This window comes from Hallella seregens ATCC 51272, assembly GCF_000518545.1.
GTDB lineage: Bacteria > Bacteroidota > Bacteroidia > Bacteroidales > Bacteroidaceae > Prevotella > Prevotella seregens.
Window position 1 is genome coordinate 24,965 of sequence record NZ_JADU01000025.1, and the last position, 21,160, is coordinate 46,124.

Sequence of the window (21,160 nt, forward strand, 5' to 3'; positions counted from 1 at the left end):
ACAAGAAACGCTCATATTTACTTATAACATGCCATTATCCACTTTCCATACAGATTCGGATGATGGCTTCTTGTTTTTTCCCTGTATTTCCCGCTTTTCCCAAAAGTTTTTCAATCTCTTCATATACCTATAATTTAGCTGCTTGATAACAGTATTCATCATTAAAATTATTAAGCAATGGAATCAAACAGCAATGACAACTATGTGCTGGTCTTGGAAGACCGCACGGAAGTGAAGAACGAGCAGGAAGCGGGCAAACTTTCTGTTGTATCGGGTATTGACGACAAGGGAAAACTCCAAACAACGGAAGCCACAGCTGCCAATCAAGCAGCGTTTTTGAAATTCAACAACAAAGACGGCTTGCTGAAGAACTTCATGACCAATTTCCTCAAGCAGTTTAATAACCCGACTCATTTCGGGTTGTACAAGGTCGTGGCAGACAACGTGGAACAGGGCGTGGGCAACCTGCGCACTATGCTACAAAACCGAGAGAAGCCAGAAAGCAAACAGCAACTGGCAGAGATAGGAGTGCCCTTTGAGGATTACCTGCCCCAGCAGAAGAATGCTACCGCCATCGATGAGTCGAAGATTGATTGGAAGCAACTCGATAATCTTGGACTTACCCGTGAGCGATTAGAACAGAGTGGAGAATTGGACAAAATGCTCAATTGGCAGAAGAGTAATCTCTTAACGATTGCCGTACCTATTGGAGACACTACTATCTATACCGAAGCCCGCCTTGCGTTCCGCACGGACGATAACGGCAATATCGGTTTGGCAATTCATCCTTTGAGAAAAGAACCACAGCTTGACTTTCCCTATATGGGCTACAAGTTCTCTCCCGAAGAAAAGGAGGCACTTCTCACTACGGGCAATCTCGGTAAAACCATCGAGGTAACACCCAAGAACGCCGAACCTTTCTCTGCATACGTTTCTATTGACCCGCAGACGAATGAAATCATAACCCTGCGTGCCGACCGTGTGAACATCCCTAAGGAAATCAAGGGTGTAACCCTTTCTGACGCTCAGTATAAAGACCTTGTGGAAGGCAAAGCCGTGAAAGTGGAAGGTATGACTGCCAAGAGCGGCAAGTCTTTTAATGCTACGCTTCAGGTCAATGCAGAGAAGAAAGGCATTGAGTTCATCTTTGACAATAACCGTGGATTTAAGGAACGCCAGCAGCAGACACAGCAGCAAGGCGCACCCCGTAAGCTCTGCGGGCTGGAACTATCCGACAAGCAGCGTGAAGCCTTGGATAGCGGTCGTACACTATATCTAAAGAATATGGTGGATAAACAAGGGCAACCTTTCAACGCATACGTTCGCATGGACAAGGAACAGAATAGACCACGTTTTTACAAGTGGAATCCTGACAAGAAGCAGGAAACCGGCAAAGAAAAGGTGGTTGCCGTAGCCGAAGAACACAAAACGCAGGTAGCCGTGAACAACCACGGCAAGACGAATGAAGCTACCAAGAACGTGAAAGAACCGCTGAAAACGGGACAGACACAGCCTACTGCTGCCCAAAAGCAGAAACAAGACGAAAGTAAGCAGAAGAAGTCCCGTGGACGTAAGCTATAACCTTAAAACCATTCAACACTATGACAACTTGTATTATCGCCGAGAAACCCTCGGTAGCCAGAGATATTGCCCGCATCGTAGGGGCAAATGGCAAGCAGGACGGATATTTGGCTTCCACTCCGTCCACCGATTTTCAATTGGAAGGCAGCGACTATGTCGTTACTTGGGCAATGGGACACCTCATAGCCCTTGCCATGCCCGAAGCCTATGGTTTTTCTGCCTATAAAGCTGAAGACCTGCCCATTCGTCCCAATACCTTTCAGTTAGTGGTACGACAAGTACGTAAGGACAAGGAGTATATATCAGACCCTGCAGCATTGAAGCAACTCAAGGTGATACGTTCCTGCTTTGACAAGGCGGACCGTATCATCGTCGCTACTGATGCAGGACGGGAGGGTGAACTCATCTTCCGCTATATCTATCAATATCTTGATTGCAAAAAGCCTTTCGAAAGACTTTGGATAAGTTCACTCACCGATAAGGCTATCCGTGAAGGGCTTTCTAATCTCAAACCGGGAAGCCATTACGACAACCTCTATCATTCTGCCAAGGCAAGAAGCGAAGCCGACTGGCTGGTAGGTATCAATGCAAGCCGTGCCCTTTCCATTGCCCGCAGGGGAGGCTATTCGTTGGGACGGGTACAGACTCCAACCCTCGCTATGGTCTGCCGTCGGTACATAGAGAACCGTGATTTTTCTTCCGTACCCTATTGGAAACTCTCCGCCCTGATGGAGAAAGAGGGCGTGTCGCTGAAAGCCATTGGCATTACCGACTATGAGAGTGAAGCATCGGCACAGACTGCCCTCGCTACGCTTCGCAGTCAGAGCCGGCTTAAAGTTGAATCGGTCGCAAGACGGGTTGATGAGCATGGGCGAATAAAGGTAACGCATACATCGCCACCACTCTTGTACGACCTTACTGCCTTGCAGAAGGAAGCCAACAGACGCCACGGCTTTTCTGCAGACAAGACCCTCTCAATTGCTCAGAGCCTCTATGAGAAAAAAATCACGACCTATCCCCGCACAGGCAGCCGATACATCAGCGAGGATGTCTTCGAGGAAGTACCCGTCCTGCTGCGCAAGATAGGCATGCCACTATCAAATCCACTTAACCGCCATTCTGTGGACAATACCAAGGTTACCGACCACCACGCCATCATACCGACAGGTGAAACACCATCAGGATTGTCGACAGAGGAAACAACTGTCTATCAAATGGTAGTCAATCGCTTCATAGAAACCTTTTCCCCCGATTCAGAGGAAGAACGCATGCAGGTACGGTTCACGGATGGCACCAACACCTTTACTTGGAAGGCATACCGACAAATTTCCTTGGGTTGGAAAGCCGTACAGAAAGGTAAAGAAGCGGAAGCAGAAAAGAGAGAATATGATGACGAACAGGTTTTGTCTTCATTGCCTGGTCTAACGGAGGGAGAGGTTTTGCCACTTGTTTCTGCTGAAATAACCGAGCATAAGACTAAACCTAAACCGCTCTACACAGAAGCGACACTGCTTTCTGCGATGGAGAACGCCGGAAAAGAGGTCGAAAATGCAGAGAGTAAGAAAGCGATGGCAGAGTGTGGTATCGGAACACCTGCCACCCGTGCCAACATCATCGAGACGCTTATTCTCCGTGATTATATCCGAAGGGACAAGAAAGCCATCATACCGACAGAAAAAGGCCTAGCTGTCTATGAGATTGTCAAGGATAAGAAGATAGCCAATGCGGAGATGACAGGCAGTTGGGAACTTGCCCTTGCCGCTATTGAAGCAGGAAAGATGCCATCTGATAAGTTCTCACAAGGCATCAACTCTTATGTAAGTACCATCTGTGAGGAACTCCTTTCACTTACTCCCGAACAAAAGTCCTATCCTGTTTACCGCTGCCCAAAATGCGGACAGCAAAGTATCGGTATCTATGCCAAGGTAGCCAAGTGCAGGCATGAAACCTGTGGCTTCCATGTGTTTCGTGAAGTCTGCGGCATACTTCTCTCTGAAGATAATATCCGTGACTTGATAAGTTCCGGTCGTACGCCTATCCTTAAAGGGCTGACCGGCAAGGCAGGCAAGAAGTTCAACGCCCGACTGGTCTTGAAGGACGATTATACCACCACCTTTGAGTTTGAACAAAACAAAAAACGGAAATAGCATACTACTTCATTTCTGATACTAAAGTCTGACATTACGGTCAAGCTTTGGTATCAGAGTAGTTATTCCCATAATAGAAAAAGTTATACCTTATGGCATACAATAAGAAAGAAGTCCTGCAAGCCAACACGGAAGCCATCCGTGTGGTCTTGCGCCTGGAGAAAGAACGCCGTGAAGCCACCGAAGCTGAGAAAAGTATCTTGCGGAACTATCAGGGCTTCGGTGGCTTGAAATGCGTACTGAATCGATGCGACAGTCCCGATGACATTCGCTATTGGAGCAAGTCGGAGCAACACCTCTTCGAGCCTACCCAAAGGCTCAAGCAGATGATTTATCGTGAAGCCTTAGATGCCAACACTGCCAAGCGGTATTGGGAGAGCATCAAGGCAAGCGTGCTCACGTCCTTTTATACTGACACCCGTATCGTCAATGCCATTGCAGACGCACTCTCTTCAGTAGATGTTCCCATACGTCGATGCTTGGATCCGTCGGCAGGCATGGGAGCTTTTACTGAGACCTTTGCGAAAAAGGCCGGTATGGTCGATGCAATGGAGAAAGACCTGCTCACAGCCCGTATCTCACAAGCCATTTATCCTTATGGGCAAGGCAATATCATTGTCCGCCAAGTCCCTTTTGAAGCCATCGGGGAATTTGAGGATAAGGATAAGTACGACCTAATAACGAGTAACATTCCCTTTGGTGATTTCATGGTCTATGACCGTGAGTACAGCAAGGGCAAGGACATTCTCAAACGCGAATCCACACGAGCCATCCACAATTACTTCTTTGTAAAGGGGCTGGACTGCATTAAAGAAGGTGGGCTGATGGCATTCATCACCTCGCAGGGTGTGCTGGACAGCCCGAAGAACGAAGCCATCCGCCGTTATCTGATGCAGAACAGCCGGCTTATCTCCGCTCTCCGCCTGCCGTCGGGTATGTTCTCTGAGAATGCAGGAACGGAAGTCGGCAGCGACCTCATCGTCCTGCAAAAGCAGTCGGGCAAGACCATCGGCGAGGGCATCGAACAGCAGTTCGTAGCTTCTGTGTCTGTTCCCATAGCCGAAGGTTCCTCTGTCGTATTCAAGCACAACTCGCTCTTTGATGGTGAATGGAAGGACATAGCCCACCGCACCATTGCCACGGAACGCACGATGGGCAGGGACCCATACGGCAAACCTGCATGGGAGTATCGCTTCGATGGCAGCATTGATGATATGGCGGAGAGTATCAGAACACAACTCTCCTTGGAATTTGAGCAACGCTTTGACCGAAAGCTCTATGAAACTGGCATACCGATGACGGAAGAGGAACGACAGAAAGAAGTGGAGAAACAACTGCAGAAGTTGGGTATAACGGTTGATTTGCCCAACGAGGAGCCAAAAACGGACAAGGAGGCGGATAACGCCTATAATCTCATGCCCGACAGCATCAGGAAACAATTGCCCAAACTATACAGCACGGAGAAGGAACTCATTGGCGATAAAATAGCCTACGCACGCTATTTCTTCCCGATGGGGGCATATACGGCCTACCTCTTGGAGTACGACCCGAAGACCCGCATCGGTTTCGGTGCTGTCACGATGGGCTATGGTTGGGAACTGGGCAATATGTCGCTTGACGAAATGGAGGAAGTCAAGATACATGGGTTAGGCATTGAGCGAGACTTATATTTTAGCCCCAAGAAACTGCACGAGATTGCAGAACTGGAGGAGATTGTCCAAGGACAATACACCAAGGAGCCGATTATTGAGGAAATCAAGAAAAAAGCCGAGCCGACAGTTCTGGCTCAGCCAATGGAGGAGAAGCTCTCCACGGAAGAGGACAAGGAGGAAGTTCAAGTAGAAAAGGCTGGGGAGCAAGTCAGGGAAAAGGCTAATAGGCAAATCGTGCAGGCTATCGACCACATTTCCTATGAGCCTGCTCCTGAAGGCGTGCCTACATTGACTCTTCACCGTCAGTATGAGCAGGATGTGAAGGAAATCCGTACCGATGTGGAGTCTCCACGGGAGATGAACGGCCAGATGGTCTATTTCGACGATGACCATCATCCGGTGATGAACGGCATGGACGAGCGACAGGAAACGGAGCAGCCTTCACTGTTCGCTCCGGAGGAATACAATCTCTGGACGCAGGAAGTAACGCGCGTGAACAGCGAGATTAAAGAAGCTCCAAAATCGCAGGTGCAGACAGCTCAAAAGCAACCGGAAAACAAAGCAGGAAAGGAGAGCGAAAAACAACCTACAGTCACTCCAGGGCGTAAAACCAGAGGAAAGGGCAATAAGAAGATCATCTCCCCCTCATATCGTGAGCCATCTCTCTTTGACTTCATGAATGAAGCCGAAGAGCGAAAACCACAACCGATAGCGGAGGTGAAAAAGGAGTTTGATTCCTCACCCCGTCCCTTTCTCTCATCGCCCGATTCGCATTTGAGGGACGGCTCCATTGTCGTGCAGAAGGGGCAGGTCGGTTTTCTTTCTGATTTGAAGCGGCATCCCACCTTCAATCCGATGGACTTGCCTTATTCACAACTCTCACGGCTCAAGGCATATATCGACATCAGGGATAGTTATCACAGACTGTATGACTATGAAGCGAACAATCAAGCAGAGGACAAGGAAGAACGCGAGAAACTCAACCGACTTTATGACGGCTATGTCCTACGCTGGGGCTATTTTAACCAGAAGACGAATACCGACATCATCAAGATGGACGCCACGGGCATGGAGATACTGTTCTTGGAACGTTCCGAGAACGGTAAATATATCAAGGCGGACATCTTTGACCATCCCACGGCATTCACCACCACCGAACTGACCGTCGCAGCTGACCCGATGGAAGCACTCGGTGCATCGCTCAACAAGTATGGCTCGGTGGAACTCGACTATATGAGTTCCCTGCTACCCGATATGGAAGAGAGCGACATCATTTCAGCTCTGGAGGGACGCATCTTCTACAATCCCGAAGAGGGCGGTTATGAGGTGGCGGACAAGTTCATTTCGGGTAACGTGATTGAAAAGGCGGAACGTATCGAGTCGTGGCTCTTGGACCACCCCGGACACGAGGAAGCCAAGCTAAGCCTTGCCGCCCTACGTGCAGCCACACCTACGCCCATTCCCTTTGCCGATTTGGACTTCAACCTTGGTGAACGCTGGATACCTGCCAAAGTCTATGGTAGGTTCGCTTCGGAGTTTTTCGGGACGGAAATTAGCGTGTCCTATCATTCCAATATGGACGAATACAGCATTGTCTGCGACCGAAAGAATGCCAATATCTGGCACAAGTATGCCGTACAAGGAGAGTTCCGCCGCTATGACGGTATCAATCTCCTGAAGTATGCCCTACACAATACCATTCCCGACATCAACAAGAGCAAGGAGGTGACGGACAAGGTTACGGGAGAGACCAAGACCATCAAAGTAAGGGACGGACATGCCATACAGATGGCAAATGCCAAGATTGAGGAAATCAGACAGGGCTTTGTCGATTGGCTCGGACACACACCTGATACCTTCAAACAGCAACTCTCCGACAGGTACAACCGCCTTTTCAACTGTTTTGTGCGACCCAACTTTGACGGTACGCACCAGATGTTTCCCGATCTTGACCTCAAACGATTGGGTATTGCCGACCTTTACAAGAGCCAGAAGGATGCCGTGTGGATGCTCAAAACCAACGGTGGCGGCATCTGTGATCACGAGGTGGGAGCGGGTAAGACACTCATCATGTGTACGGCTGCCTACGAGATGAAGCGATTGGGACTGGCAAACAAGCCGATGATTATCGGTCTGAAGGCAAACGTATTCGACATTGCTGATACCTTTAGGAAAGCTTATCCCAATGCTAAGGTACTCTATCCAGGCAAGAATGATTTTAATAAGCAGAACCGCCAGCGTATTTTCAACGACATCAAGAACAACGATTGGGACTGTATTATACTTACACATGAACAGTTCGGTATGATACCGCAGGCCTTGGAGATACAGGAAGCGATTATGCAAAAGGAACTGGACTCCGTGGAAGAGAATCTCGAAGTGTTGCGACAACAAGGAAGAGACATCTCCCGTGGGATGCTCAAAGGATTGGAGAAGCGCAAGCAGACGCTTGAAGCCAAGTTGCAGAACATACAGGATAGCATCGCTGAGCGTAAGGACGATGCTGTGGATTTCAAGATGATGGGTATCGACCACCTCTTTGTCGATGAAAGCCATCAATTCAAGAACCTGATGTTCAACACCCGTCACGACCGTGTGTCGGGCTTGGGCAATCCCGACGGCTCACAGAGAGCCCTCAATATGCTCTTTGCCATACGCACCATACAGGAGCGGTCGGGCAAGGACTTAGGAGCGACTTTCCTTTCGGGAACGACCATTTCCAATAGCCTGACGGAGTTGTATCTTCTGTTCAAGTATCTCCGTCCGCAGGCATTAGAAAAACAGGGTATCAACAGTTTTGATGCTTGGGCAGCAGTCTTTGCCAAGAAATCAACTGACTATGAGTTCTCCATCACAAACGACATCATTCAGAAAGAGCGGTTCCGCACCTTTATCAAGGTACCGGAGCTTGCCTCGTTCTATGCGGAGATTTGCGACTTCCGTACGGCAAAGGACATCGGCATCGACCGCCCGGAGAAGAATGAGATACTGCACAACATACCGCCCACGCCCGAGCAGGAGGTTTTTATCGGCAAACTGATGGAGTTTGCCAAGAGTGGCGATGCCACAATCTTGGGACGAGCACCACTGAGTGAGAGCGAGGAAAGGGCAAAAATGCTCATCGCAACAGACTACGCCCGCAAGATGAGCCTTGATTTACGCATGATTGATGAAAATGCGTACTCAGATCATATTGACAACAAGGCAAGCCACTGCGCCAAGCTGCTCAATGACTATTACCAAAAGTACGATGCACAGAAAGGTACGCAGTTCGTTTTCTCTGATTTAGGTACTTACAAGCCTGGCGAATGGAACGTCTATTCGGAAATCAAGAGAAAGCTGGTGGAGGACTACCATATCCCGGCATACGAGATACGTTTTATTCAGGAGTGCAAGAACGAGAAAGCAAAGAAAGCAATGGTCGATGCCATGAACCGAGGCGACATCCGTATCATCTTCGGTTCTACATCCATGTTGGGCACGGGTGTGAACGCACAGCAGCGGGCAGTAGCGGTCCATCAACTTGACACGCCGTGGCGACCATCGGACTTAGAGCAGCGTAACGGGCGTGCCATCCGTAAAGGTAATCTTGTTGCCAAGGAGTTTGCCGACAACAAGGTCGATGTGATTATTTATGCCGTGGAACGCTCGTTGGACAGTTACAAGTTCAACCTGCTGCACAACAAGCAGCTTTTCATCAACCAGTTAAAGACGAACACTTTAGGGAGCCGTACCATTGACGAGGGATCGATGGACGAGGACAGCGGTATGAACTTTTCAGAATATGTAGCAGTACTTTCAGGCAATACCGACCTTTTGGAAAAAGCAAGATTGGATAAGAAGATTACCACCTTGGAATCAGAGCGCAAGAACTTTCTCCGTGAGCGTGATGCCGCAACGGGCAAGCTGGCAGAGATTGAGAGTTCCGTGTCTTTCCATACAGACAAAGTCAAGGAGGCACAGTCTGACTTGGCTCTCTTTGAGAAGCGTGTGGAGCGTGATGAGGAAGGTGTGCCTATCAATAAGCTGACTATCAAAGGTGTGGAAGACAGCACCGATATCAAGGCCATTGCTGCACGTCTGCAGGAAATAGACGAGAAAGCACGCACCAAGGGGGAATACAACAAAATCGGTGAGATTTATGGCTTTTCTATTATGGTTAAGACGGAGAGCACTTCCAAGGACTTGTTTGATTGCTCTGTAAATCGTTTCTTTGTGAAGGGGCAGGAGAGTATCTACTATACCTATAATAACGGTAAGCTGGCATCCGATCCGAAACTTGCTTGCCAGAACTTTATCAATGCCTTGGAGCGTATCCCGAAGGTAATAGAGTCGCACGAAAAGGAGATGGAAAAGGTCGCAGCCAATAAAGACGTTTACACCAACATTGCGGGCAGCTCTTGGAAAAAGGAAGAAGAGCTTCGCACGCTCAAAGGCGAGGCAGCCGAACTGGATAGGCGAATTGCACTTACCCTTGCTCCACCGGAGGAGGAAAAAGAGGATATAGGGCAAGAGGCACAGCATGGTGCCATACAGCAAAGTAAATCAGTAGATGATATATCAGAACCCCGTTCTTATAAGAATTCATTCTCAAAAAACACAGACAACATACCTTTGCCCACATCTCCCAAGAACAATAGTCAGCAGAATGTATCCGACAACAATGACATTACGAGCAAAGTTATTATCTCAAAACCAAAGTGGAAGATGTAGAATGTCTTATTGTATCGAAAAGCGCCAAGTACTTGAAATAAAGTGTTTGACGCTTTTGAGAAACCGTATCAGAGAATTTGACAGATTCATTGTATAATTTCTATTCTGACAACAGAGCTGTCGTCATCTACCAATGTTGGAGGTGTCTGCTCTTTATGGTGAAAACAATGGGGAATATCATGAACTTTGTAATAGCCATCACTACAAAGCAGCAGAGAATCACCCATGTTCAATGGCAAACGTTGAACCTGAATGGGGTTTCTAAAACCTCTTCCCGCAATGCAAGTTGTCAGATAAGTGTCTGCTCCTTGCATAATGGTATCATCGTTTGTTAGTTGAGTTACTTCTCCTTGTTTGTCTCGATAGTATAGGCGCACATCTCCCAAAGATGTGTAGAAGAGCATAGCATCACTGATATATACAAGAAGTAAAGCCGAACCCATCTTGGATTTCTTCTCCTTGCAAAAAGCAGCCAAACGCTCATCAGCATATTTGATGCTCCTGAGGATATGTTCCGTACAATCAATTATATCGGTTTTTACAAAATATTCTGAGATAGCTTCGCAAACAATTTTTGAAGCACTTTCCGGCAACGACAAACCACTCATCCCATCTGCAAGTAGAATGAGTGTTGCTCCATTAGGAAATTCTCGTTGGAGAATGTAATCTCCATTTTCTTTACCAGCCGGAATACTTAAGCTTTCAATCTGAATCTTCACCATGCAAAACTTTATCAAATACGGCAATCATTTTTTGAAATGCGAGGAGCAGTTTCTCATAAGAAAAAACACTGCTACTATCTATAACCTGTTGTATCAGCCTGCTATTTTCTCTTTTCTCTATCTCATTCCGCAGACATTGCTCATAGTGGAAAAGATGCTCTTTTGATAGAAATCCGACAATGTCATAAGCAAGCCAATAAGCTCCGACAACAATCTCATCAAAGTCTTCCCAATCATACACTTCTGCATGCAAGTTCCTATTCAAGTTAGCAATGAAATAGTTTTCCAGAATGAATGCCATATCTACGGCATCTTTATTCGTTTGGATATTCCTGTCTAACCAAGCATTGAACTTCAATACAAATAATCCATGCAACGATGCTATCTTGATGTCGAATTCATTGTCAATCGTTACGGTAATAGCACCACTCAGCACATCAGCAAACCCCTTAACGGACATAGCTATATCCTCCTCAGGAGGCCAGTATATGTATCCATCTTCTCTTTCTATATCTCCGTATGGTACTATGTCCATTTCGTAGTCGCCATCATAGAACCGTTGATACATCTGTCCGTCTTTTTGAAACCCTTGTGCTAATAATGCCCGCTTAATCTCTTCGAATGCATCCCAATCGGGAATGGCTATGGCGAGGTCTAAATCCCTCGTCTTTCTCCCTGAACTTATACCTACTAACTGCCGAATTAAAATATCTCGCGCAGTAGCCCCGATAACAAAGAAATCCTGCCCAATCTCAGCAAAACAATGACTGACTTTTCTTAGCAGTTCAACCAACAGGGGGTTGCCAATCTTCTTACTCGAAATCTGAAAGTTCATCTTTTAATAATTTATTTGCAGCTTCAATACAACGGCTGTCTCCGCTACTTACTAAATCGGCATATATCAAAATGCAGGGCATTACATCGCCTTTCCAAAACTTCTGATATACATAAATAACTCCTTCGGTAGTCCGTGTTGCGCCAGTCTTCATCAGATTGGAAAAAGATGTCTCTGTATAGAGTTCAAAAAGTTCCGGAGTAAGGTAACCATTCAATAAATTAGATGCACACTCTCCACCCCATAACATACCATTTGGCAATGCTATTTCTTCCCATTTTTCTTTTTGTTCCGGTGTCCGAAAATCCAGCTGCTTCAACAGCAACTTGGGCTTTAATATCTGATGATAGTTTTCCGACCATAAATCGAGCAAAAGACGACGTTTTTTCAGAACTCTTTTCTTCTGAGTTACGAGAATAAACTTACGGACTTCCAATTCATCAATCACATTTTTGACAGTACCTATCGAAACTCCACTATACTCCTTGATTTCCCGAAAAGATTTGCCCACATTCTCAGGAGCTTGCAAGAGATAAAAGATTACCTTCAGGCCTGCTTCTTGGAATATAGGATAGTTTTTGTTGTTATTCACAGGGGCTTTCTCCCCTGTGTGAGAAAGGTGGAATATCACTTTCCTGCCCTTCGTGTACTGTATATTGTAGTTACCTGCCGTGTCAGCAAAGTTAAGTTCCATTTTACGCAAAGTTCCATAGACAGATGGCTGTACATATCTTGCAACCAATATGACAGGTCCCTTGTAAGTCCCCATACAGCTCTTTGATTTTTCTTCAATGCGCAGGATATTTGTTCCATTTATCTCATTTTCAACAAGGCATCGGAACTCTATGCCCATAATTCTGACGTATTGTTCCATCGAAGGCGTTTCCGGCTGAAGCGCATCGATTATGACATCTTGAGAATCCTCCCACTGTCTCCTTATCGCACTAACCGCCTGATCTATAATCTGTATTCCGTACATATCTTGTTCAATATTTATAGTCGTTCAATAGGATTGAACACTGCAAAGATAGTGAACAAAAATCAAACTGCAAATTTTTTCGTTCATTATTTAATGCTTGTTCAATTTTGTTGAACAAGCATTAAATAATGAACGGGTGCCTACCAGTTCCCTTGTTTCCGTAGCATTTCATCTATCTCTTTCCGAAGGAAAAGTAATCTGCCATTGGCTTTAAGATAAGGAATTTTTCCAGCCCAAACCCAGTTGTAAATGGTCTTTTGTTCCACCTTCAAAATTTTGGAGACATCTATGATATCCAAGTATTCGGGTTTCAATGGAGGGTGAATGGTCGTATCTACTTCTTGTTCCCGTAGGACAAGCAGACGGTCGAGCTTGTCTTCCATATTCTTCAGTTTATCAAACAGGCGTTTCTGCCATGTATCTTCTGGCTGTTGATCTAAGTATGGCATAATTCTCCTTTTTGATAATTCCCACTTGTATCTTGTATCAAAATACGCTGCTCTTTCATATAGGCAATATATTTCTTTGCGGTCCTGTCCTTGATTTCCATCTCTCGCATCAGAACCTCACAAAGTTCTTGGTAAGTGAGCTTGAAAGAATTTCGGAAGGCTTCTTTGACAACGGCAATGAGTTCATCAGTCTTGCGCTTTTCCTTGTCCTCTTTAGACTTCTCGCCACGATAGACGTGCATGTCCTCAGCCTTATCCCAGCCGAAAAGCATCATCGGTACGTCCAACGGACTTCCGTCACGGACTTTCAATGCTTTTACGACCGAGTATTCGGGATTGTCATCTTTCTCTATGGAAAGAATTCCCGCTGCCTTGCGTTGAAGTTCCGAGCCGATATGCCCGCGCAGCTTAATGCCGTTAGGCACAAAGTGAAGCACGCAGATGATACAGGTATTATAAATCCCTGCCAAACGGTAAAGCTCATCCACAATGGCAATACTTTCTGTTTCGTCATTGGCAGAACGTATCAAGTCGGCTATTCCGTCAATCACCACGAGATGGATACCTCCATGCCTGTGATGGAACAAATCCATACTCTCACGGATAAGTTTAAGGCGGTCCTTACGGGAGAGCGAGGCAAGATACAGGGAGTGGTAAAATTCCGGCACTGCCGTCAAAGAAGCCCTACGCAGTGTCTTACCCAAGTTCTTGTGCAACTGTGCCTCGGACTGTTCCGTGTCATAGTGTAGGACCGCCAAGCCTTTGGGATTGGCGGTAATCTCCAATCCCAAGGTCTTCTCTATCGGCAATCGTTTTTCTCCCAACGCTCCGGCAAGGATAGCACCCACATAGTTGCTCTTGCCCGTACCCTCACCTCCGGTAATGCAGAACAGATTATCCTGCGTACCCAGTGGCACACCATTTACTGCCACAACGGACTTTGAAGCATCAGGAGGATTGTCATAGTCTATTTCACATGATTGCAGCATCATAATTGTATGGGTATATATACTTGAAAGTTTTTCTGTCAGTAAAGAAGTTAAATCCTTTTCTGTCTTTCCCAAAGCAAAAAAATCAGAAATGTCTTTTTCTGCTTTTGTACCTTGCAAAGATAGTCTCAGATAAAACACATGGTATGGTTCCAACAGCTTGGCTTGCCTCTCTGCTTCTCGTAGTCCGGTTTCATCCGTATCATAAAGCAGAACGATGTGTCTAAATCGTAGTTGCAGGCTTTCGATAATAGGCTCAGGAATGGAGGCAGTTTCGCTATTGAAGCAGATGGCATTAAAGTGATGTGAAGATAGTGACAATACATCTTTCTCTCCACCGGTGATAAATAAAACGTCCCCTTTACTTGGTAACTGCTCAAAACCAAAGATATAATCTTTCAATTTATCCCCTCCGTAAAGGAAGCGTAACTTACTTTGTGGACGATACAGCTTTACAAAGTCTCCCATCATATAACAGAACATTGGTTCTTCCCTTGTAGAAGTCAAGCTAAAAGGTTTTCCCTGATTAGAGATTGTTTCATAACGAAACAGAGACTTAACGTGATACCGCTGTAATATCCTGTCTGTTATCCCATAGCGCAGCCAAAAGGACAACTCCTCAGCATTAAATGGTTGTTCGTATAGTTTGAATACCTTTTTCTTTTCGGAAAGCCTTTCTTTTGCATTGGTTGGTGTTGGAGAAACAAGACGGACGTCCTTAGGAGATTTTGTTTTTCTATTCTCATCAGTCTTAAAATCCACGGTAATGTTGAGGTTTAGATCCTGTATGATAGTCAATAACACTTTTCTGAAATTCGATCGAACATCGAGACCAAGCATCGTCGCTGCAAACCAGAAACAATCACCCGAATATGCCTCGTTCCCAAAATCTTTCATGCGGTAGCATTGCGATTTTGTATCAAGATAGATGTTGCAGGATGCCCTTTTATCCTCATATAATGGATTCCGAAAATTCCGTTTCGGAACAAAGTCAATCGGCATATAGAAACTGAAGACTTCAAGTCCCCTGTTTGTGTGTTCCAAGATTTCTTCCTTAATGTTCATAGTTCCTCAAACAGAATTTGTGAGTCTCCCATATATCCTTTCAGTATACCGTCCTTGTAGGCATTGAGCCTTTGCAAGGCTTCCACCCTGCGAAAGCCTTTGAAGGAAGCACGTCCCGTCTTGATTGCAATGTACAGTCCTTTGAAGGGATAGACCACGTGATTGCAGGAAACATAACGGTAAGGGACAACCTTGCTGTCTCTCCATCGCGCAAGTGAAGCTCTGGATATGCCGAGAAGTCGCAGGACATCAGAAGAATTCAGCTCAATCTTTTCTTCCAACACGGCATAGTCCTGTTTCAGTTCAAGGATGAAGCCTGTAATCCGTTCCATATTTTCTTTCAAGGAATGTATTTCTTCCAAAAGGGCGGTAGGAAGCATGTTATTCTCTGTCATCACGCATCAGTTTTTGGATAAGTTCCTCAATAGCTGCCATTAAATCACGAAATGTAGACAGGTTGTCTTGCTTTTTTACTATACGGTTGGCAAGAAGTATGATATGTTGAATCATTCTTTTGTGATCTACCTGACAGAGCCTGTTCAACAAAAAGATGAGGTCTTCCTTCTCAATTGTGAAGAAACGATGGTCTTTGTCTTCGGTGGTATGTACCAAAGATTCTATCATTCCTTTGGGAAGATGCAAAAGAAGTACATCCATGTCGAATGCGGAGGCGCATTTGGTATAGGTGTCAATTCTCAAATCTGTCTGCATCTTGCAATGCTTCCTGAAATTGGAATTCTCCATGCCGGCAACTTGGGCTCTCATCTTGCTGTTATCGCAAGAAGATAGCATGATTTCAAGAGTGGGAAGCACGATAAACAAGCGTCCCTCTCCCTTTTGAGGTATCATCTTCTTATCCATATTTGTTTGTTTATTTGATTTATAGGTGCAAAGTTCCAAAGAAATAAACCTTTTTTAAGAATATTGGATTGCCAATGTTGGCAATATGATACTATTTGCATTTTTTATTGTTTCACACACGGATAGACCGTCAGTGCACGGTGCAAGTCCCTTTTATATATAAGGGCTTGCACCGTGCACTGAAATTGTAGCCGGAATCTTTCTAAAAGATTTTCAATCAAATATTTGGCGGTGGTTCATTTTTTATGTACCTTTGTACCTGAAATGACATAGGTGATGTCAGTAGAGCGAATTATTTAAGTATTCTCAAAATACTCTATAGTGGCTACAATTTGGCTACATAGATGAATGAGACCAATAAAAATAGTTGTGATACAGAGTGTTACAGAAACAAGTTCAAGTTCCGTACGCACCGCAAGCCTTCGACGAACACGAAGGTTTTTTTATGCTCTTGCCGTTTGAGCTCGTAGGCAAAAACCATTGATTTAAATCAATAAATCAGGGTTTCGCACGCGAAAAGCTCCTAATCGCCTCATTTTCTTCACGTTTATGCTCTGTTAATCGCAGCAAAAACGCTAATTTTGTACCCAGAAAATCATAAATCGGTTAGTCATTCATTAGTTCATTTAATAGTTTCACTAAATCATGGCAGAAAAGAAAGCAGCAGAGAAGAAAGTTGCAGAAAAGACAACTGCAGCCAAGAAGAAGACAACGACCAAGAAGTCAGTAGCCAAGAAATCAGAAGTTTTGGTAGACGCCGAGAACGCCGGATTCCGTGCGGGCGACGTTTATCAGGCCCTGTCCGCAGTAGGCACCGCCCTGTCTGTAGCAGAGCTTGCCGAGAAGACCGGCAAGACAGAGGCAGAAGTTTTGCTCGGTATCGGCTGGTTGCTGAAAGAAGGCAAGGTGAAGGGCTTGGAGGGCAAGGTGGTTCTTGCCTAAGCACAGTTCGAGATAGAAGAGGGCCGCAGCTTGATGTTCCGTTGAGTTGCGGCCCTTTTTGGCCCATGAACGAAACCATCCTGCGCATACTGACCGAGGCCGGCGAACAAGGCATGTCGCTGCAAAAGCTCATTCTGCATGTCTACAATGCCAGCAACAGCTTTTTCCATCCCGTCGACCTCGACGAGGTGCGGATGCGTGTAGTCCAATTCCTGCGCACCAACAGCAGATACCCCAGCTCGCTCGTTGAGCACACCCAGCGCGGCATCTACCGTCTGAATCCCAACTCAGACCGTGCGCGGCAACTGCTGCTCAGTTTTGAGGAGACAGCCAAAGACACTGCCGACACAGTCCCCGATGCGCCTCTTGGCCCGTCATTGTTCGACTGAAAACAAAGCCGGCTTCGGCCGTCAATACGGTTCCTATCCACCCCACACGCCCTTTTTCGTCCGCGTCCACGCCTTTTTCCGCCCGTGTTTACGGCTTTATCAGCTCGTGTTTACGGGCTTTTCGGCTCGCGTTTACGCCTTTCTGACCGCATGATTCCCGTGCAATCGCAAGGCCAAACTGGCGGCAAGCCGTATCTATTTCTATTTTAAACGCATCGTCTCCCCATTTTTTTGCTATCTTTGCACCGTGGCAACCCAACGATGTCACCCCGAAAACGTCAAGCAAACCCAACAAAAAATGATGTCGAGAACCGTTACTCTTGCTTTTTGCGCCTTACTTGTCGTGCCTCTCCTGGCCGACGGCCATAAGGCCGATGCCGCTCCACGATGCGTGCCGAACGCCTCATTCCACAACGACAACACGGAGGAAAGCGTTGCAAGCCCTACCGAGGGCGTGATAACGGCCCGTTTCGTGGAGGGGGATGCCATGAAGGCGGACCTGCTGCAGATGCTGGCCAACTTCTCCGTCTACATGAAGAACGACTTCCAGCACTGTGCAACTGCCAACAGTCTGGGCGAGGCTTGCGGATGCTTCAAAGGCGAGAACACCATGGGCAGCAACGAACAGGGCGTAAGGGCCAATGCCGACCTGTCCATGGTTTGCGCTTTCCTCGTCAAGTATGCCCAGGGGAAAGTGGTGCTGCCTGGCGGCGTTACCTGGGCCGACCTGGAGCAAATGGCCATGAAAAGCCTCGTCTTTGCCTACAGCACACACAAGGCCAACAGGCTGAAAACGTGTGCCGGCGGCGACTACTGGGGCTCCACCTCTGTGCGAGACCATGTGTGGGAAAGCTCTCTGTGGGCCATGTCGGTGGCCTACTCGGCTTTCTTTCAATGGGATAAGCTGTCGGACGAGCAGAAAAAACAGGTCTGCCAACTGCTGAAGGCCGAGTGCAACTACCAGCTGGAGCGCACCATACCCACGGGCTATGCAGGCGACACCAAGGCCGAGGAGAACGGATGGGAGGCCGACGTGCTGGCCGCAACCTTGGGCCTGATGCCGAATGACGAGCTGGCGCCCCGCTGGTTTGCCCGCTTGCGCGAGTTTGCCATCAACAGCTATTCGCAGAAAGACGATGCCAACGACATGACAGTCATCGACCCCGACTACGACAACGTCACGGTAAAAGACCTGTATCGTGGGCAGAACCTCTACGACGACTACACGCTCCAGAACCACAACTACTTTCATACTTCCTACCAGAATGTGGTCGTTCAAGAGTTGGGTGAGGCCGCCTTGGCGCTCAAGCTGTTCCAAACGGCAATGATTGGCCACGAGAAATGGAAGACAAACGCCCTCATGCACAACAACGACAAGGTGATGAAAGAGGTGCTTTATCACCTAGCACTGGCCGACGGCGAGCTGGCCATGCCCAACGGCAACGACTGGAGTCTGTTTCTTTATGACCAGATTACCAGCTACTCGACCAACGCCTGCTTCCTGCGCGACCCGCATGCACTGCTGCTTGAGAACCTGGCCTACAAGATGATCAAGGCGCGGCAAACCACTACTGCCGACGGCTCTTGGCTGTTGCGAGCCGACGTGGGCGCACGCCGCATGGGCGTCGAAGCCCATCGTGTCATGATGACCTGGCTCATGCACGAGCTCCTGCCCACAGCCTCGATGACGGCAACCGACTGGAACCACTTCAACGAACAATATGGCGCGGCCAAGCTCTTCACGTCGCAAAACATTGTGCGGGCCGCGACCAACGACCGCTTTGTCACTTTCTCGTGGAGCAAGGGACTGCAAAGCTACACGGGATATATCGCGGCAAACTCGGTGGACAAAAATAAAATCATCGTGCCTTACAGGGCCAACAACACCGGAAACCTCATAGGATGGTACGAAGTGAGCGGCAAGAAAACCAACGCCACGCCCGTGGTGAGCGGCATCTATCAGTTGAAAGGCAACAGTTTTGCCATGAACGGCGAGCTCAACACCAATGAGGGGACGCTGAACAACCGATTTGCCATTTACGCCACACCCGGCAATGCTGTGATCTATTTGGACAATGTGCGTGCAAACGCCGATGCCGTCATCACGGCCGAAAAGGGCGGACTGACGGCCGTGAGCGTGGACGAGCTGACCAAGACCCGGCGGACGCTCTACACCGAGACGGGACACAGGCAGCTCGACGGGGCGGGCTTCTCCACGTTCAGCACGCCATGGGTCAACGTCGACAATGCGTTGGGCATTGTGCAGCTTGCCGCTGACGGGAAATACAAGGACATGGCTTTCGGCGATCGTAGCAACAACAACTCGATACTGACGGCCCGGCTCTATACGCTCTACGGTGCCGGCAAGCGGACTTGCCGGCGGAATGATGTGGTAGACCGCCGTGCCCTGATCTATTACAGCAACACGACCGCCACCGGCACGCGGCGGCTTTTTGAAAAAGGCCGGCAGCTTGTCTGTCCGGAGGGATGGAACGGCGCCATGGCGGCCGACCCGGACAGCACGTTCTACCTGCTGCTGTGCAACTTTGCCAGCGACCAAAAATGCAAAATACAAAAGGTTGGCACGGCCTACGGGGCCCCGGTGTTCAACGTCGAGACCGACATTGAAGACGGAAAGGCCTCGGCCAGCTTTGTGGCAGAGGAGAATCACGCCATAACTGGCGAGCTCCGATTCTTCATCAGCGGCAAGAACGGAATAAAAGCCGTTCAGGATAAAAACTCGCCCAACGTTGTTTACCTGAAAAACCTGCAGGGCAACCTTGCGCCTGTGGACGTAGCAGCCATGGTGGGCCATGGGAAGGTGGTGCGCCGACGCACCAACATGGCCGGCACGCTGAAGCTCAGCATCGTTGACGGCAAGCTCTTGATAGAAGAAACCAACGAGTTTCCCGAAGATAAAGAAGAAGACCTCACCGTAGGCTACAACAACATTACGGCAAACCATATAGCCAACGCCTCGTTTGAAGAAGACGTGACCTATGGCGATGCCACTGGTCATGTGACAATAGGAGGCAACACCTACAGCCCGTGTTATGTGAACACGGTGCAGGCCAATGACAGCAGATGGCCCAACATCTTGCCCGTGAAGGGGTGGACGGCAGCCAACACACTGCATGGCGGTTCCAAGTTCTGCCGCATGTATTCCATGCCCTACAGCACCACGCTCTACTGTGCAAGTCCCGGCAACGTGGGCAACTATGTTGACCGCTGCCCACGCCCCATTGCCGATGGGGCGTGCGGCAACCGCACGCTCACCGTTCTCAACTCATGGGACAAGGGCGGAAATGCCATCACGCAGCAGACAAGCCTTGACAAGGGAAAGTATCGACTGCTCATGAATGCCCGCTATGTATGTACCAACGAAAGCCGGAACGACGGACAAACCGTTGTGAGTCAGGGAGGCAACGTGAACACATCGCTGACTGGAATCATCACGGCTGACAAGACTTTCTTCCAGTATCCCACGCAGCCCAGCACATGGCAGCAGCTGTGCTACGACTTTGAACTGGCTGAAAGACAACTGGTCACCATTTCGTTGGGATTTGGAACATCGGCAGCCGTCGGCGCGGCCAACAACAGTCTGCTCTACATTGACAATCTGAGACTGCTGGCTTCAAAGGACAACGAAACCGTCGGCATTCGAGAGTTGAGACACGGCGCCCCCGACAATGACTGCTACGACCTGCAGGGGCGCAGGGTTGGCGCTCCGCGGGCAAACGGCATCTACATCGCGAACCATAAGAAAATCGTGTTCAAGTAACAAACAGACAAGCTTTTGTCCGTTCTTTTTGCCGGTTATTTCGGCTTTTGCTTCA

The 21,160-nt window shown here is 47.8% G+C and carries 13 protein-coding genes; 6 read left to right on the forward strand and 7 right to left on the reverse strand.

The window, feature by feature from the left end; all coding sequences use genetic code 11:
- The first annotated feature begins 177 nt into the window (after positions 1-177).
- The 3 genes from L888_RS0108670 to L888_RS0108680 all read left to right on the forward strand — a co-directional run bounded on the left by L888_RS0108670 (position 178) and on the right by L888_RS0108680 (position 10,093).
- The gene (locus tag L888_RS0108670; protein ID WP_027952608.1) at positions 178-1,581 is read left to right on the forward strand and encodes a DUF4099 domain-containing protein; all 1,404 of its coding nucleotides are present in this window, start codon (positions 178-180) and stop codon (positions 1,579-1,581) included.
- A 20-nt stretch (positions 1,582-1,601) separates the two neighbouring features.
- Positions 1,602-3,728: a type IA DNA topoisomerase gene (locus L888_RS0108675; RefSeq protein WP_027952609.1), complete on the forward strand. Its 2,127-nt coding sequence runs from the start codon at positions 1,602-1,604 to the stop codon at positions 3,726-3,728.
- 92 nt (positions 3,729-3,820) lie between these two features.
- On the forward strand, positions 3,821-10,093 hold the full coding sequence (locus L888_RS0108680; RefSeq protein WP_027952610.1) for a helicase-related protein: 6,273 nt from the start codon (positions 3,821-3,823) through the stop codon (positions 10,091-10,093).
- An 86-nt stretch (positions 10,094-10,179) separates the two neighbouring features.
- Here the strand turns inward: L888_RS0108680 and L888_RS0108685 are convergent, their stop codons facing one another.
- The 7 genes from L888_RS0108685 to L888_RS0108715 all read right to left on the reverse strand — a co-directional run bounded on the left by L888_RS0108685 (position 10,180) and on the right by L888_RS0108715 (position 15,993).
- Positions 10,180-10,815 carry a PP2C family protein-serine/threonine phosphatase gene (locus L888_RS0108685; RefSeq protein WP_084567356.1) on the reverse strand — a complete coding sequence of 212 codons (636 nt, stop codon included), beginning with the start codon at positions 10,813-10,815 and terminating at the stop codon, positions 10,180-10,182.
- Complete coding sequence (locus tag L888_RS0108690) at positions 10,796-11,650, reverse strand: nucleotidyl transferase AbiEii/AbiGii toxin family protein (protein ID WP_004378811.1); 855 nt, start codon at positions 11,648-11,650, stop codon at positions 10,796-10,798. Before L888_RS0108690 ends, L888_RS0108685 begins: the two co-directional genes overlap by 20 nt.
- Entirely contained in the window at positions 11,628-12,629 is a 1,002-nt protein-coding gene (locus L888_RS0108695; protein ID WP_004378812.1) for a type IV toxin-antitoxin system AbiEi family antitoxin, read from the reverse strand. The genes L888_RS0108690 and L888_RS0108695 overlap by 23 nt, the downstream gene beginning before the upstream one ends.
- Before the next feature lie 140 nt (positions 12,630-12,769).
- Positions 12,770-13,078, reverse strand: coding sequence for a helix-turn-helix domain-containing protein (locus tag L888_RS0108700; protein ID WP_004365230.1), 309 nt, complete (start codon positions 13,076-13,078; stop codon positions 12,770-12,772).
- On the reverse strand, positions 13,066-15,132 hold the full coding sequence (locus tag L888_RS0108705) for a bifunctional DNA primase/helicase (protein ID WP_027952612.1): 2,067 nt from the start codon (positions 15,130-15,132) through the stop codon (positions 13,066-13,068). Before L888_RS0108705 ends, L888_RS0108700 begins: the two co-directional genes overlap by 13 nt.
- The gene (locus L888_RS0108710) at positions 15,129-15,527 is read right to left on the reverse strand and encodes a hypothetical protein (protein WP_023925234.1); all 399 of its coding nucleotides are present in this window, start codon (positions 15,525-15,527) and stop codon (positions 15,129-15,131) included. The genes L888_RS0108705 and L888_RS0108710 overlap by 4 nt, the downstream gene beginning before the upstream one ends.
- Positions 15,514-15,993, reverse strand: coding sequence for a hypothetical protein (locus tag L888_RS0108715; RefSeq protein WP_004346458.1), 480 nt, complete (start codon positions 15,991-15,993; stop codon positions 15,514-15,516). The genes L888_RS0108710 and L888_RS0108715 overlap by 14 nt, the downstream gene beginning before the upstream one ends.
- 645 nt (positions 15,994-16,638) lie before the next feature.
- Here L888_RS0108715 and L888_RS0108720 point away from each other — a divergent pair.
- The 3 genes from L888_RS0108720 to L888_RS0108730 all read left to right on the forward strand — a co-directional run bounded on the left by L888_RS0108720 (position 16,639) and on the right by L888_RS0108730 (position 21,105).
- A complete protein-coding gene (locus tag L888_RS0108720; RefSeq protein WP_005843385.1) occupies positions 16,639-16,935 on the forward strand; it encodes a winged helix-turn-helix domain-containing protein in 297 nt (98 codons plus the stop codon).
- A gap of 65 nt (positions 16,936-17,000) precedes the next feature.
- Positions 17,001-17,324 carry a hypothetical protein gene (locus tag L888_RS0108725; protein WP_005843387.1) on the forward strand — a complete coding sequence of 108 codons (324 nt, stop codon included), beginning with the start codon at positions 17,001-17,003 and terminating at the stop codon, positions 17,322-17,324.
- Positions 17,325-17,622: 298 nt separating this feature from the next.
- Positions 17,623-21,105, forward strand: a complete 3,483-nt coding sequence (locus L888_RS0108730) for a hypothetical protein (protein WP_245594850.1) — start codon at positions 17,623-17,625, stop codon at positions 21,103-21,105.
- Positions 21,106-21,160 lie beyond the last annotated feature (55 nt).